We start from the raw sequence: 14,848 nt of genomic DNA on the forward strand, positions 1-14,848 counted from the left end.
GACAGGCAAGATGACCAAAACGCAGGCTGTTTCATTTTCGAAGACGGGCGGGCCGGAGGTTTTCGACTATGTCGAGATCGACCTTCCCCCGCCGTCGGCGGGCGAAGTGCAGATCAGACAGGCGGCGGTCGGGCTTAATTTCATCGACGTCTATTTCCGCAACGGCACCTACAAGACCCCGCATCTGCCCTTCGTCACCGGCAAGGAGGGCGCCGGCACCGTGACGTCGGTCGGCCCCGGCGTCGAGGATTTCAAGGTTGGCGACCGTGTCGCCTATGCCGGCGCCGACGGTGCCTATAGCGCTGAACGCAATATCGAGGCGCGTCATCTGGTGCATGTGCCGGACGGCATAGAACTTAAAACGGCGGCGGCGATGATGCTGAAGGGCATGACCACCGAATATCTCTTGAACCGCACCTTCAAGGTCGGCCCTGAGACGGTGCTGCTGTTCCATGCGGCTGCCGGCGGGGTCGGCTTGATCGCCGGCCAGTGGGCAAAGGCGCTCGGCGCCACCGTCATCGGCACGGCAGGCTCTGAAGATAAGATCGAGCTGGCGCTCGCCCATGGCTACGACCACGTGATCAACTACAAGAGCGACAGCTTCGTCGACCGTGTTCGTGAGATCACCGGCGGCAAGGGCGTCGATGTCGTCTACGATTCGATCGGCCGGGATACTTTTCCACAGTCGCTCGATTGTCTGAAGCCGCGCGGCCTTTTTGCCTCCTTCGGCCAATCCTCCGGCCCGATCGAGAATTTCACCCTGGCGATGTTGGCGCAGAGGGGTTCGCTCTTTGCGACGCGGCCGACACTCTTCACCTACATCGCCGCGCGCCAGGAGCTGATCGACAGTGCGAAAGCGCTATTTGATATTGTGCAAAGCAACAAAGTGCGTATCAATATCAATCAAACCTATCCGCTGCGTGACGTTGGGCAGGCTCACGCGGATCTGGAAACAAGAAAAACAACAGGAACGACGCTGCTGATTCCATGAGATCCGAACGGACCGGTTGGCAGAAGAAATGAGGGGAACGTGTCGCCATTGAATGTGCCGGATTCCGGTGCGTTATTATCGGTTCAGAAGCTGACGAAGTTCTTCGGTGGCTTTGCTGCCTGCAATGAAATCGATCTCGATATCGCGCCGGGCGAAATTCATGCGCTTCTCGGCGAAAATGGTGCGGGCAAATCCACCCTGGTGAAGATGCTGTTCGGCGTTCTCGAGCCGACGGACGGGCATATCCTCTGGCAGGGCCAGCCGGTGGCGATCACATCGCCTGGGGAAGCCCGCAAGCTCGGCATCGGCATGGTCTTCCAGCATTTCTCGCTGTTTGAGGCGCTGACGGTTGCCGAAAACATCGCCCTGTCGCTCGATGACGCCATCCCGATCGACAAAATCGCCGAGGAGGCGAGAGCGCTGTCGGTCGCCTACGGCCTGCCTCTCGATCCGCATGCCCATGTCGCCGATCTCTCGGTCGGCGAGCGCCAGCGTATCGAGATCGTCCGTGCGCTGCTGCAGAACCCGAAGCTCATCATCCTCGACGAGCCGACCTCGGTGCTGACGCCGCAGGAGGCCGACAAGCTGTTCGAGACGCTGTTCAAGCTGCGCGCCGAGGGGCGTTCGGTTCTTTATATCAGCCACCGCTTGGAAGAAGTGCAGCGTATCTGCGATCGCGCCACCGTGCTGCGCCATGGCCGCGTGACCGGCGCCTGCGATCCGAAGCGGGAAACGCCGGCTTCGCTCGCTCGCATGATGGTCGGCAGCGAGGTGGCGACCGTCACGCATCCGGAGCGCAGCGACAAAGGCGAGGTGCAGCTTGCCGTCGCCAACCTTTCCGTCGCGCCGCGCACCCCCTTCGCCATGCCCCTGCGTGATGTGTCGATGGCGGTGCGCTCCGGCGAGATCCTCGCCATATCAGGTGTCGCGGGCAACGGGCAGAGCGAGCTTTTCGACGCACTGTCAGGCGAATATCCCGTCGCCTCGGCCGAGGCGATCGTCATCCGCAAGAAGCACGTGGGCAATCAGGGTATTACCGCCCGCCGTCTTCTCGGCGCCGGCTTCGTGCCGGAGGAGCGCCATGGCCATGCCGCCGTCTCCGCCATGAAACTGTCGGACAATCTCGTCCTTGCCCGCAGCCAGTCGGACCGCAAGGCGTTTCTGGGCCTGCTCGGCATCATCCGCCACGCTGCGGTGAAATCCGCCGCAAGACGCATTTCCGAGGCGATGGATGTCCGCAAGAGCGGCGATGACCCGGCCGCCGGCTCCTTATCAGGCGGCAACCTGCAGAAGTTCATCGTCGGCCGCGAGCTCGACCGCCAGCCGGCGGTGCTCGTCGTCAACCAGCCGACCTGGGGCGTCGATGCCGGGGCGGCAAGCCGCATCCGCCAGGCGCTCGTCGATCTCGCAAGAGCTGGTTCGGCCGTCGTCGTCATCAGCCAGGATCTCGACGAGATCTTCGAGGTGGCGACCGATATTGCCGTCATCTGCGAAGGCCGCCTTTCCCGCCCGTTCCCGGCGGGCGAACTGACACGGGAAAGGATCGGCCTGCTGATGGGCGGCCTGCACGAGAGCGGCTCTGCTCCGGAGGCGCCCCATGCGCATTGAACTCGAAAAACGTCCCGACGTCTCGAAGCTCTTCGCCTTCGTCTCGCCGCTCTTGGCCCTTGTCCTGACGCTGGTGTTCGGCGCCATCATGTTCGCCATGCTCGGCAAGGACCCGATCGCCGCACTCGACGCCTTCTTCGTCGAGCCGCTGCTCGAGGTCTGGTCGCTGCACGAACTGGCGATCAAGGCCGCGCCCCTGATCCTGATCGCCGTCGGCCTGGCCGTCTGTTATCGCTCGAACAACTGGAATATCGGCGCCGAAGGCCAGTTCACCATCGGTGCCATCACCGGCTCCTATCTGCCGATTGTCTTCTACGACTGGCATTCGCCGCTCGTGCTGCCGCTGATGCTGATATTGGGCGCGCTTGGCGGTGCGCTTTTTGCCGCCATTCCGGCGCTGCTGAAGGCGCATTTCAACACCAACGAGATCCTGACGTCCCTGATGCTTGTCTATATCGCCCAGCTCTTCCTCGACTGGCTGATCCGCGGCGCCTGGCGCGATCCGAAGGGCTTCAACTTTCCGGTTTCCCATGATTTCGCACCGGAGGCCGTGCTGCCGGCGATATGGGAAGAGTCCGGCCGCGCCCATTGGGCCTTCATCTTCGCCATTGTCGCCGCATTCGGCGTCTGGTTCATGCTGCGCTATACGCTGAAAGGCTTCGAGATCGTCGTGCTCGGCCAATCGGAGCGGGCAGGGCGCTTTGCCGGCTTCTCGTCGAAGAAGATGATCTGGTTCAGCTTTCTCTTCTCGGGCGCTCTTGCCGGCCTTGCCGGGATAGCCGAGGTCTCGGGCTCGATTGGCCATTTGCAGCCGGCGATCTCGCCGGGCTACGGCTTCACCGCCATCATCGTCGCCTTCCTCGGCCGCCTCAATCCGCTCGGCATCATCGCATCAGGCCTGGTGCTGGCGCTGACCTATCTCGGCGGCGAAGCGGCCCAGCTTTCGCTCGGCGTTTCCGACAAGGTCACCCGCGTCTTCCAGGGCCTGCTGCTCTTCTTCGTGCTCTCCTGCGATACGCTGATCTATTACAAAATCCGCATTGTCTGGTCGCGGCTAAGGGGCAGGGTGGCATGAGCATCTTCGAAGCGATTCTGCTGACTGTCATCACCGCCTCGACGCCGCTCGTCATCGCCGCACTCGGTGAACTCGTGGCCGAGCGTTCCGGCGTTCTCAATCTCGGTGTCGAGGGCATGATGATCATGGGCGCTGTTGCCGCCTTTGCCGGCGCGCAGATCTCGGGCTCGCCCTATGTCGGCATCGTCTGCGGCATTGCGGCAGGCGCGCTTTTCTCTCTTCTGTTTGCCTTCCTGACGCTGACCCTGGTGGCGAACCAGGTGGCGACCGGTCTGGCGCTCACCCTTCTCGGCCTCGGCGCCTCAGGCATGCTTGGCGAAGCCTATGTCGGCATGCCCGGCATCCGGCTGGGAGAGATCGTCATTCCGGTCCTGTCGGATCTTCCGGTCGTTGGCCATGTTCTCTTCAGGCAGGACCTGATCTTCTACCTGTCGATCGCGCTCGTGGTCGGCGTCAGCTGGTTTCTGTTTCGCAGCCGGACCGGGCTGAAGCTCAGGGCGATCGGCGATAATCACGGTTCGGCTCACGCGCTCGGCATTCATGTCATCCGCACGCGATATCTGGCGGTGATGTTCGGCGGTGCCTGCGCCGGTCTTGCCGGCGCGCAGCTTTCGCTCGTCTACACCCCGCAATGGGCCGAGAACATGTCGGCCGGCCGCGGCTGGATCACGCTGGCCCTGGTGGTCTTCGCCTCCTGGCGGCCGTGGCGGGTCTTTGCCGGCGGTTATCTCTTCGGCGCAGTCACCATCCTGCAGCTTCACGCGCAGGCCTTCGGTCTCGGCATTCCCTCGCAGTTTCTTTCGATGCTGCCCTACGCCGCGACTATTGTGGTTCTCATCATCATTTCCCATAATCGCCGCACGACGTTGATCAATACGCCCGCGTCGCTCGGAAAAGCCTTCGTTCCGGAGCGATAAAGCAACAACAAAAACGGGTTTCCGCAATAACTTCAAACCAACAGGGGTTCCCATGAAGAAGTTAGCATTCACACTTGCCGCCTCGGCTGCCGCCGTGATCGGCATCTCATCCGCCGCTCACGCCGCGGACAAGACGAAGGTCTGCTTCGTCTATGTCGGTTCGCATACCGACGGCGGTTATTCGCAGGCCCACGATCTCGGCCGCCAGCAGGTCCAGGCCGAGTTCGGCGACAAGATCGATACGCCTTATCTCGAAAACGTGCCGGAAGGCCCGGATGCCGAGCGCGCCATCGAGCGCCTTGCCCGTTCCGGCTGCAAGCTGATCTTCACGACGTCCTTCGGCTTTATGGATGCGACGGTGAAGGTCGCCGCCAAGTTCCCGAAGGTCAAGTTCGAACATGGCACCGGTTACAAGACCGGCCCTAACCTCGCGACCTATAATTCGCGCTTCTATGAAGGCCGCTACATCCTCGGCCAGATCGCCGCGAAAACCTCGAAGAATCACGGGGCAGCCTATATCGCCTCCTTCCCGATTCCCGAAGTCGTCATGGGCATCAACTCCTTCGAGCAGGGCGCCAAGTCGGTCGATCCGAGCTTCAAGCTGAAGGTCATCTGGGTCAACACCTGGTTCGACCCCGGCAAGGAAGCCGACGCCGCCAAAGCAATGGTCGACCAGGGCGTCGACGTCTTGACGCAGCACACCGACACGACCGCGCCGATGCAGGTTGCCGAAGAACGCGGCATCCACGCCTTCGGCCAGGCGTCCGACATGATCGCAGCAGGCCCGAAGGCTCAGCTGACGGCAATCGTTGACACTTGGGGGGCCTACTACTCCAAGCGCGTTCATGCTCTTCTGGATGGCACCTGGAAGTCCGAGCAGAGCTGGGACGGCCTGAAGGACGGCATCCTGAAGATGGCGCCCTATACCAACATGCCCGATGACGTGAAGAAGATGGCCGAGGAAACCGAAGCCAAGATCAAATCAGGCGAACTGCATCCCTTCACCGGACCGATCAACAAGCAGGACGGAACGCCCTGGCTGAAGGCCGGCGAGAAGGCCGATGACGGCACCCTGCTCGGCATGAACTTCTACGTTGAAGGTGTCGACGATAAGCTGCCGGGTAAATAATCCCGCAGCTATCTCGCAAATGCGAAGAGCGCCTTCCTTGGCGCTCTTTTTTGCTGCAATGCATCCCAAGATTCCGATTTACAAAAGTAATACTATATGATTTTTTGACCCTGCGCCGCGAGATGCGGCATTGGGAGGAAATCATGAAATTGAAGACTGCACTTTTGAGTGCCACGATTCTGGCTGCCTGCATGTTCGGTTCGGCTTCGGCCGCCGGCCTCACCGTCGGCTTCTCGCAGATCGGCTCGGAATCGGGCTGGCGTGCGGCTGAAACGACCGTGACCAAGGAGCAGGCCAAGAAGCGCGGCATCGATCTGAAGTTTGCCGATGCGCAGCAGAAGCAGGAAAACCAGATCAAGGCTTTGCGCTCCTTCATTGCTCAGGGCGTCGATGCCATTCTCATTGCTCCGGTCGTCGAAACCGGCTGGGACGACGTTCTCAAGGAAGCCAAGGAAGCCAAGATTCCGGTCATCCTTCTCGACCGTACCATCAAGGCTCCCGACGATCTCTACCTGACGGCTGTTACGTCGGATCTGGTCCATGAAGGCAAGGTCGCAGGCGACTTCCTGGTCAAGACCGTCGGCGACAAGAAGTGCAATGTCGTTGAACTTCAGGGCACCACCGGTTCATCGCCGGCCATCGCCCGCAAGAAGGGCTTCGAAGAGGCCCTTGCCGGCCACGATAACCTCAAGATCGTTCGCAGCCAGACCGGTGACTTCACCCGCACCAAGGGCAAGGAAGTCATGGAAAGCTTCCTGAAGGCCGAGAATGGCGGCAAGGATATCTGCGCTCTCTACGCCCATAACGACGACATGGCCGTCGGCGCCATCCAGGCGATCAAGGAAGCCGGCCTGAAGCCCGGCAAGGATATCCTCGTCGTCTCGATCGACGCCGTGCCCGATATCTTCAAAGCCATGTCCGAAGGCGAGTCCAATGCCACGGTCGAGCTGACGCCGAATATGGCAGGTCCGGCCTTCGATGCGCTCGAAGCCTATCTGAAGGACAAGAAGGCTCCGGCGAAGTGGATCCAGACCGAGTCGAAGCTCTACACGCCTGCCGACGACCCGATGAAGGTCTACGAAGAGAAGAAGGGCCAGGGCTACTGATCTGATTTGACACTGCATAATTCCTGAGGTCTGAATCGATTTCAGGATAGATCATGCAGCAATTCAAAGCGCTACAGCGTCGGTGTCTGAAAAGACGAGGGGCGCTGTAGAACCGCACCGGCCCGTCATGGACCGGTGCGGAACTGCCTCGCCGCCTTGGGACATCATGTCCGGCCGCGGCGCGGCTTTTGCCGTCAATATCAGGAAAACTGACCCTTATGACTCACGATTTCGAGAACGTTCTCGCGGCCTCCGGAATATCGAAATTCTTTCCCGGCGCGGTGGCGCTGGATAAGGTCGATTTCACGCTCCGCAGAGGCGAGGTGCACGCATTGCTGGGCGAGAACGGCGCCGGCAAGTCGACGCTGATCAAGTGCATCACCGGCGCCTATCATCGTGACGAGGGCAGCCTGGCGCTCGACGGCCAGGAAATCAATCCGGCCAATACGCTCGCCGCCCAGAAGCTCGGCATCGGCACCGTCTACCAGGAGGTCAACCTGCTGGCCAATTTAAGCGTCGCCGAAAATCTCTTTCTCGGACGCCAGCCAAGACGGTTCGGCATGACCGACATGCGCGCGATGAACCGCCAGGCGCGCGATCTGCTCACCGGTTACGGCATCGATATCGACGTTACCGCCGAACTTGGCCGTTTTTCCGTCGCCGTCCAGCAGGTGGTTGCCATCGCCCGCGCCGTCGATCTCTCAGGCAAGGTGCTGATCCTCGACGAGCCCACGGCAAGTCTCGACAACCAGGAGGTCGCGCTGCTCTTCCGCATCATCGAAGACCTGAAGAAGCGCGGCCTGGGCATCGTCTTCATCACCCATTTTCTTGAGCAGGTCTATGCGATCAGCGACCGCATTACCGTGCTGCGCAACGGCAAGCTCGTCGGCACCCGTGATGCCGTCGATCTGCCGCGCCAGGGCCTGATCGCCATGATGCTCGGCCGCGAACTGGCGCATGTCGAAGAGACTGTCAGGGAACGCAGCCTTGCGGCAGGCGAGGTTCGATATCGTTTTTCAGGCTACGGCAAACGCGGCAAGGTCAAGCCTTTCGACCTTGAGGTGCGCGCCGGAGAGGTGGTCGGCGTCGCCGGGCTGCTCGGCTCCGGCCGTACCGAAACCGCCGAACTGCTCTTCGGCGTTGAACACGCCGACAGCGGCAGCGCCACGATCAACGGCCGGCCGGTGACGCTCTCCAGCCCGCGCGCCGCGATCGGAAAGGGTTTCGGCTTCTGCCCCGAGGACCGCAAGACCGATGGCATCATCGGCGACCTGTCGATCAGGGAGAACATCGCCCTTGCCCTGCAGGCGCGCCGCGGCTGGACCCGGCCGCTCTCGCGCGCCGAGCAGAATGCCCTTGCCGACCGCTACATCAAGGCGCTCGATATCCGCACCACGGACCGCGAAAAGCCGATCCGGCTGCTCTCCGGCGGCAACCAGCAGAAGGCGATCCTCGCCCGCTGGCTGGCGACCAATCCCAAGTTTCTGATCCTCGACGAGCCGACCCGTGGCATCGATGTCGGCGCCCATGCCGAGATCATCCGGCTCATCGAACAGCTCTGCGCCGAAGGCATGTCATTGATCGTAATTTCATCGGAACTTGAAGAGCTTGTCGCCTATAGCTCACGTATCATCGTGCTTCGCGACCGGCAGCATATCGCCGAATTGACGGGCGAACGTATCACCGCCGCCGGCATCGTCGATGCCATCGCTGCCGCCGAGCACAAGACGGAGGAAGCATGAAGTCCTCCCGGAATGCGCTGGCCTATCGCCTGGCGCCGCAATTGATCGCGCTCGTTGTCATTCTCTTGTTGAATTTCATAACGTCGCCGCAGTTTTTTAATGTCGTGGTTCAAAACGGGCGCCTCTATGGCAGCCTCATCGACGTGCTGAATCGCGGCGCGCCGGTGGCGCTGCTGGCGATCGGCATGACGCTGGTCATTGCCACCAAGGGCATCGACCTGTCCGTCGGGGCGGTCGTGGCTATCTGCGGCGCCGTCGCTGCATCGTCGATTGTTTCAGGAAATTCAGTGGCCTACACTATTTTCCTGACATTGGCGATCGGTATCGCCTGCGGCGTCTGGAACGGTTTCCTGGTGGCCGTGCTCAATATCCAGCCGATTATCGCCACGCTGGTGCTGATGGTCGCCGGTCGCGGCATCGCCCAGCTGATCACCGAGGGCGCTATCCTGACCTTCAACGATGATGGGCTGACCTTCTTCGGCAGCGGTTCCATGGCCCTGCTGCCGATGCCTGTCGTCATCTGGTTTCTCGTCGGCCTGCTCGTCATCCTGCTCGTCCGCCGCACCGCACTCGGCATGCTGATCGAGGCCGTCGGCATCAATCGCCGCGCCAGCACGCTGTCTGGAATTCAAACGCCGGTGCTGCTGATGGCCGTCTATATGCTGAGCGGGCTGTGTGCCGCGATCGCGGGCATCATCGTCGCCGCCGACATCAAGGGCGCCGATGCCAACAATGCCGGTCTCTGGCTGGAACTCGACGCGATCCTCGCCGTCGTCGTCGGCGGCAATTCGCTGCTCGGCGGCCGCTTCAGCATTCTCGGATCGCTGATCGGCGCAATGATCATCCAGGCTGTGAATACCGGCATCCTGTCTTCCGGCTTCCCGCCTGAATTCAACCTGATCATCAAGGCGGTCATCATTATCGTCATCCTCGTCATCCAGTCGCCGGCGGTGCAATCGCTCGCCATCTTCGCCAGCCGCCGGCAGAGCGGAAGGGAGTAGCCGAAATGAACTCCAAATACCTGCCGCTGCTGGCGACCGTCGTCATCTTCGTGCTCGCCTATGTCGGCTGCGCGCTGCAATATCCGAACATTCTGTCGACGCGCGTCATCGGCAATCTGTTGACCGACAATGCCTTTCTCGGCATCGCCGCCGTCGGCATGACCTTCGTCATCATCTCCGGCGGTATCGATCTGTCGATCGGATCGGTCATTGCCTTCACCGGCGTCTTCCTCGCGGTCATCCTGCAGAAGACCTCGATCCATCCGCTGCTTGCCTTTACGATTGTGCTCGTCATCACCACCGCCTTCGGCGCGGTCATGGGCGCAATCATCCACTATCTCGAAATGCCGGCCTTCATCGTCACACTCGCCGGCATGTTCCTGGCGCGCGGCATGGCCTTCGTGCTCTCGATCGACAGCATCCCGATCGATCACGAATATTATTCGACGTTGACGAGCCTCTATTGGCGTCTGCCCGGCGGCGGGCGGCTGACGCTGATCGGCGGTATCATGCTTCTGGTTTTTGCGGTCGGCATCTTCATCGCCCAGCGCACCCGCTTCGGCACCAACGTCTATGCACTCGGCGGCGGCGCGCAGACGGCGCGGCTGATGGGTGTGCCGGTCGGCCGCACGACAATCCAGATCTATGCGCTGTCGGGATTTCTTGCAGGCCTATCCGGGATCGTTTTTTCGCTGTACACCTCTGCTGGATATTCTCTTGCAGCAGTCGGCGTCGAACTCGATGCTATCGCGGCGGTGGTTATTGGGGGGACGCTGCTGACCGGAGGATCGGGATTCGTGGCGGGAACTTTGATCGGTATCCTGATCCAGGGGCTCATTCAGACCTACATCACCTTTGACGGCACGCTGTCGAGCTGGTGGACCAAGATCCTGATTGGCCTTCTGCTGTTTGCATTCATCCTGATGCAGAAAGCCATCCTGTTCGTTTCCAGTCTGAACAAGAGGTACGCCTGAGGGGAGACGGATCGCTTGCGCTACAAATTGGACGAGACACGCAAGACGGGGCGCAGAACCCGGACGAGCCACGCCCAGGTCGTCGACGAACTCGGCAAGGCGATCGTCGCCGGCACCTATCCCGTTGGCTCGATCCTGCCGGGCGATACGGAACTGGCGCAGCGTTTCAAAGTGTCCCGCACCGTCTTGCGTGAGACGATGAAGACGCTTGCCGCCAAGGGCATGGTCGTCGCCAAGGCGCGGGTCGGCACGCGTGTGACCGAGAAGAACCTCTGGAACATGTTCGACAGCGAGATCATCGCCTGGCACTTCGACAACGGCGTGACGGAAGAGTTTCTGCTGCAGCTCTACGATATTCGTCTCGCATTCGAACCCTTCGCCGCCGGGCTCGTCGCCGAGCGGGCGAATGCCGAGGATATCGAGATGCTGCGCGGGCTGGCGCTCGAGATGGCGGCGGCTGGTCATACGGCCGACAGCCTGGCACTCGCCGACCTTCGTTTTCACCTGGCGATCGCCGAAGCCTCGCATAATCCCTTCATGCGGACACTGGGCAGCCTCATTGAAGCAGCCCTCGTCGGCATGTTCCGGATGAGCACGCCGCCAACCGAAAACGGCTTCGCCAATATCGCCGACACCCATATGCGCATCGTCGATGCGATCGTGTCCGGCGATAGCAGTGCTGCGCGCCGCGCGATGGAGGACGTCATCCTGGACGGCCGCCATCATGTGCATGAAGCCTTCGCGGCCCGCGGCTCCGAGCCCGTCACAGGGTCGATTTCGAGCGCAATTTCACCTTTGTGAAGGCTGTTCTTGTCTGCAGCGCCGCGCATCTTTTCGAGAGGCGCAAAGGACGCTGCAGCGCTTCGAATGGCTGCATAATTTATCCTTAAATCGATTCCGATTTAGGGAATTATGCAGTATGAGGCGATAAAGCCGCCTCGTGGCGCGGATTCGCGGAGCAAATCATGGAACGCACTTGTCTTGCCGTCATCCTTGCCGCCGGTGACAGCACGCGGATGAAATCCTCGAAATCGAAGGTGCTGCATCCGGTCGCCGGACGGCCGATGATCGCCCACGTGGTCGAGGCAGTCGCCTCTGCCGGCATCTCGTCCGTTGCCCTTGTCGTCGGCCGTGACGCCGAGGACGTGGCAAAGGCGGCAAGCGTCGCCGGCATCAGCATCGAATCCTACCTGCAGAAGGAACGCCTCGGCACCGGCCACGCGGTGCTGGCGGCGCGCGAAGCGATTGCCAAGGGCTATGACGATATCCTCGTCACCTATGGCGACGTGCCGCTGCAGACCGACGCACCGCTGAAGGCCGCCCGCCAGGCCCTTGCCGATGGCAGCGATGTCGTCGTCATCGGTTTCCACACCGACCGGCCGAGCGGCTACGGCCGCCTGCTCGTCAAGGACGGCGAACTCATTGCCATCCGCGAGGAAAAAGACGCGACCGATGCCGAGCGCACCGTCACATGGTGCAACAGCGGGCTGATGGCGATTAGCGGTAGCAAGGCGCTCGATCTTCTCTCGCGCATCGGCAACGCTAACGCCAAGGGTGAATTCTATCTGACCGACCTCGTCGAGATCGCTCGTTCGCTCGGCGGACGCGTCACCGCGGTCGATGCGCCTGAGATCGAGATGACCGGCTGCAACACCCGGGCCGAACTCGCCGTCATCGAGCGCTTCTGGCAGGAGCGCCGCCGCCACCAGATGATGCTTTCAGGCGTCACCATGATCGCACCGGAAACGGTGTTTCTCTCCTACGATACCGTCATCGGCCAGGACACGCTGATCGAGCCGAATGTCGTCTTCGGTCCGGGTGCTGTGATCGACAGCGGCGCCGTCATTCACGCCTTCTCGCATATCGAAGGCGCCCATGTCAGCCAGGGCGCGACTGTCGGTCCCTTCGCGCGGCTGCGGCCGGGCGCCGATCTCGCCAGCGGCGCCAAAGTCGGCAATTTCTGCGAGGTCAAGAACGGCCGGCTGGGCGAGGGCGCCAAGGTCAACCACCTGACTTATATCGGCGATGCCGTCATCGGCGCCGGCAGCAATATCGGCGCCGGCACGATCACCTGCAATTATGACGGCGTCAACAAGAGCGAGACGGTGATCGGCGAAAACGCCTTCATCGGTTCCAATTCCTCGCTGGTCGCGCCGGTGACGATCGGCGACGGCGCCTATATCGCCTCCGGCAGCGTCATCACCGTCGATGTTCCGGCCGACGCGCTGGCGCTCGGCCGCGCTCGGCAGGAGATCAAGCCCGGCCGTGCGACGCTGCTGCGCGAGCGTGCGCTTGCCACCAAGGCGGCGAAGAAGGCGAAAGCCTGACCGGCCTTGCGTAACCGGCGGAAATTGAAAGTGACCGCCGAGGTGATTGAGAAATAAGCAGGAATCGTTAGGACTGGCCTCGTCATCGAAGCCTTCATGGGGATACTATATGTGCGGCATTGTGGGGATCGTCGGAACTGCGCCTGTTGCCGGGCGCCTGGTCGATGCGCTGAAGCGTCTCGAATATCGTGGTTACGATTCCGCCGGTGTCGCCACCATCCATGACGGCGTGATGGATCGCCGCCGCGCCGAGGGCAAGCTGTTCAATCTGGAAAAGCGCCTCGACAGCGAACCGCTGCCCGGCACCGTCGGCATCGCCCACACGCGCTGGGCGACCCATGGCGTTCCGAACGAGACCAATGCCCATCCGCATTTCGTCGAGGGCGTCGCGGTCGTCCATAACGGCATCATCGAGAACTTCTCCGAGCTTCGCGACGAACTGACGGAAGAGGGCTCGGTCTTCGAAACCCAGACCGATACCGAAGTGGTCGCCCATCTGATGGCGAAATACCTGCGCGAAGGCCTGGAGCCGCGCGCCGCCATGCTGAAGATGCTGAACCGGGTAACCGGCGCCTATGCATTGGCCATCATGCTCAAGGCCGATCCCGGCACGATCATGGCCGCCCGTTCCGGCCCGCCGCTTGCCGTCGGCTATGGCCGCGGCGAGATGTTCCTCGGCTCGGATGCGATCGCGCTCTCGCCCTTCACCAACGAGATCACCTATCTGGTCGACGGCGATTGCGCTGTCCTCACCCGGGATGGTGTCTCGGTGCTCGATTTCGCCGGCAAGCCGGTCAAGCGCGCCCGGCAGACCTCGCAGGCGACCGCCTATGTTGTCGACAAGGGCAACCACCGCCACTTCATGGAAAAGGAAATCTACGAGCAGCCGGAGGTGATCTCTCACGCGCTCAGTCACTATGTCGATTTCGCCGAGAACACCATCGGCGCCAACGCCGCCGCGATCGACTTCAAGGTGGCGACCGGCCTTGCCATCTCTGCCTGCGGTACTGCCTATCTCGCCGGCCTCGTCGGCAAATACTGGTTCGAGCGTTATGCCCGCCTGCCGGTCGAGATCGACGTCGCTTCCGAATTCCGCTACCGCGAAATGCCGCTGTCGCCGTCGCAGGCTGCGCTCTTCATCTCGCAGTCCGGCGAGACCGCCGATACGCTGGCATGCTTGCGCTATTGCCGCGAAAACGGCTTAAAGATCGGCGCCGTCGTCAATGTCCGCGAATCGACGATCGCGCGTGAATCCGACGCCGTCTTCCCGATCATGGCCGGCCCCGAAATCGGCGTCGCCTCCACCAAGGCATTCACCTGCCAGCTTGCCGTGCTGGCAGCGCTGGCGATCGGCGCCGGCAAGGCGCGCGGCACGGTGAGTGCCGATGAGGAGAGGGCGCTGGTGCGCCATCTCGCCGAAATGCCGCGCATCATGAGCCGGGTGCTGAACCTGATCCAGCCGCAGATGGAAAGTCTGTCGCGTGAGCTGTCGAAGTGCAAGGACGTGCTCTATCTCGGCCGCGGCACCAGTTTCCCGCTCGCCATGGAAGGCGCGCTGAAGCTCAAGGAAATTTCCTATATCCACGCAGAGGGTTACGCCGCCGGCGAATTGAAGCACGGACCGATCGCGCTGATCGACGAGAACATGCCCGTCATCGTTATTGCCCCCTACGACCGTTTCTTCGAAAAGACCGTCTCGAATATGCAGGAAGTCGCAGCCCGCGGCGGCCGCATCATCTTCATCACCGACGAGGCCGGTGCGGCTGCCTCGAAACTGCCGACCATGGCGACGATCGCCCTGCCTGTCGTCGACGAAATTATCGCGCCGATGATCTTCTCGCTGCCGATCCAGCTGCTCGCTTATCACACCGCCGTCTTCATGGGCACCGACGTCGACCAGCCGCGCAATCTGGCGAAATCGGTGACTGTGGAATAAGCCTGTAACGCCGCGACCGTGCCGCCGAAACATATTGTGCGA

At 61.7% G+C, this 14,848-nt stretch carries 12 protein-coding genes; all 12 read left to right on the forward strand.

Annotated elements, in window-relative coordinates:
- Positions 1 to 10: 10 nt before the first annotated feature.
- A complete protein-coding gene (locus tag N2A41_RS09745; RefSeq protein WP_260110814.1) occupies positions 11 to 991 on the forward strand; it encodes a quinone oxidoreductase family protein in 981 nt (326 codons plus the stop codon).
- A 39-nt stretch (positions 992 to 1,030) separates the two neighbouring features.
- On the forward strand, positions 1,031 to 2,599 hold the full coding sequence (locus N2A41_RS09750) for an ABC transporter ATP-binding protein (protein ID WP_260110815.1): 1,569 nt from the start codon (positions 1,031 to 1,033) through the stop codon (positions 2,597 to 2,599).
- Positions 2,589 to 3,674, forward strand: coding sequence for an ABC transporter permease (locus N2A41_RS09755; RefSeq protein ID WP_260110816.1), 1,086 nt, complete (start codon positions 2,589 to 2,591; stop codon positions 3,672 to 3,674). The genes N2A41_RS09750 and N2A41_RS09755 overlap by 11 nt, the downstream gene beginning before the upstream one ends.
- Positions 3,671 to 4,591 carry an ABC transporter permease gene (locus N2A41_RS09760; protein WP_017964260.1) on the forward strand — a complete coding sequence of 307 codons (921 nt, stop codon included), beginning with the start codon at positions 3,671 to 3,673 and terminating at the stop codon, positions 4,589 to 4,591. The genes N2A41_RS09755 and N2A41_RS09760 overlap by 4 nt, the downstream gene beginning before the upstream one ends.
- Positions 4,592 to 4,643: 52 nt before the next feature.
- Positions 4,644 to 5,720 carry a BMP family ABC transporter substrate-binding protein gene (locus N2A41_RS09765; RefSeq protein WP_170262549.1) on the forward strand — a complete coding sequence of 359 codons (1,077 nt, stop codon included), beginning with the start codon at positions 4,644 to 4,646 and terminating at the stop codon, positions 5,718 to 5,720.
- Positions 5,721 to 5,863: 143 nt separating this feature from the next.
- On the forward strand, positions 5,864 to 6,826 hold the full coding sequence (gene ytfQ, locus N2A41_RS09770) for a galactofuranose ABC transporter, galactofuranose-binding protein YtfQ (RefSeq protein WP_017964262.1): 963 nt from the start codon (positions 5,864 to 5,866) through the stop codon (positions 6,824 to 6,826).
- 218 nt (positions 6,827 to 7,044) lie between these two features.
- A complete protein-coding gene (ytfR, locus tag N2A41_RS09775; protein ID WP_222279571.1) occupies positions 7,045 to 8,568 on the forward strand; it encodes a galactofuranose ABC transporter, ATP-binding protein YtfR in 1,524 nt (507 codons plus the stop codon).
- Positions 8,565 to 9,569, forward strand: coding sequence for an ABC transporter permease (locus N2A41_RS09780; RefSeq protein WP_222279568.1), 1,005 nt, complete (start codon positions 8,565 to 8,567; stop codon positions 9,567 to 9,569). The genes ytfR and N2A41_RS09780 overlap by 4 nt, the downstream gene beginning before the upstream one ends.
- Before the next feature lie 5 nt (positions 9,570 to 9,574).
- The gene (yjfF, locus tag N2A41_RS09785; RefSeq protein ID WP_260110817.1) at positions 9,575 to 10,543 is read left to right on the forward strand and encodes a galactofuranose ABC transporter, permease protein YjfF; all 969 of its coding nucleotides are present in this window, start codon (positions 9,575 to 9,577) and stop codon (positions 10,541 to 10,543) included.
- A gap of 15 nt (positions 10,544 to 10,558) precedes the next feature.
- Positions 10,559 to 11,344: a FadR/GntR family transcriptional regulator gene (locus N2A41_RS09790; protein ID WP_170258081.1), complete on the forward strand. Its 786-nt coding sequence runs from the start codon at positions 10,559 to 10,561 to the stop codon at positions 11,342 to 11,344.
- 164 nt (positions 11,345 to 11,508) lie between these two features.
- Entirely contained in the window at positions 11,509 to 12,870 is a 1,362-nt protein-coding gene (glmU, locus tag N2A41_RS09795) for a bifunctional UDP-N-acetylglucosamine diphosphorylase/glucosamine-1-phosphate N-acetyltransferase GlmU (RefSeq protein ID WP_222279564.1), read from the forward strand.
- A 109-nt stretch (positions 12,871 to 12,979) separates the two neighbouring features.
- Positions 12,980 to 14,806, forward strand: a complete 1,827-nt coding sequence (gene glmS / locus N2A41_RS09800) for a glutamine--fructose-6-phosphate transaminase (isomerizing) (RefSeq protein ID WP_260110818.1) — start codon at positions 12,980 to 12,982, stop codon at positions 14,804 to 14,806.
- Positions 14,807 to 14,848: the final 42 nt, after the last annotated feature.

It is taken from the genome of Rhizobium sp. SRDI969 (assembly GCF_025152725.1).
Lineage (GTDB): Bacteria > Pseudomonadota > Alphaproteobacteria > Rhizobiales > Rhizobiaceae > Rhizobium > Rhizobium leguminosarum_I.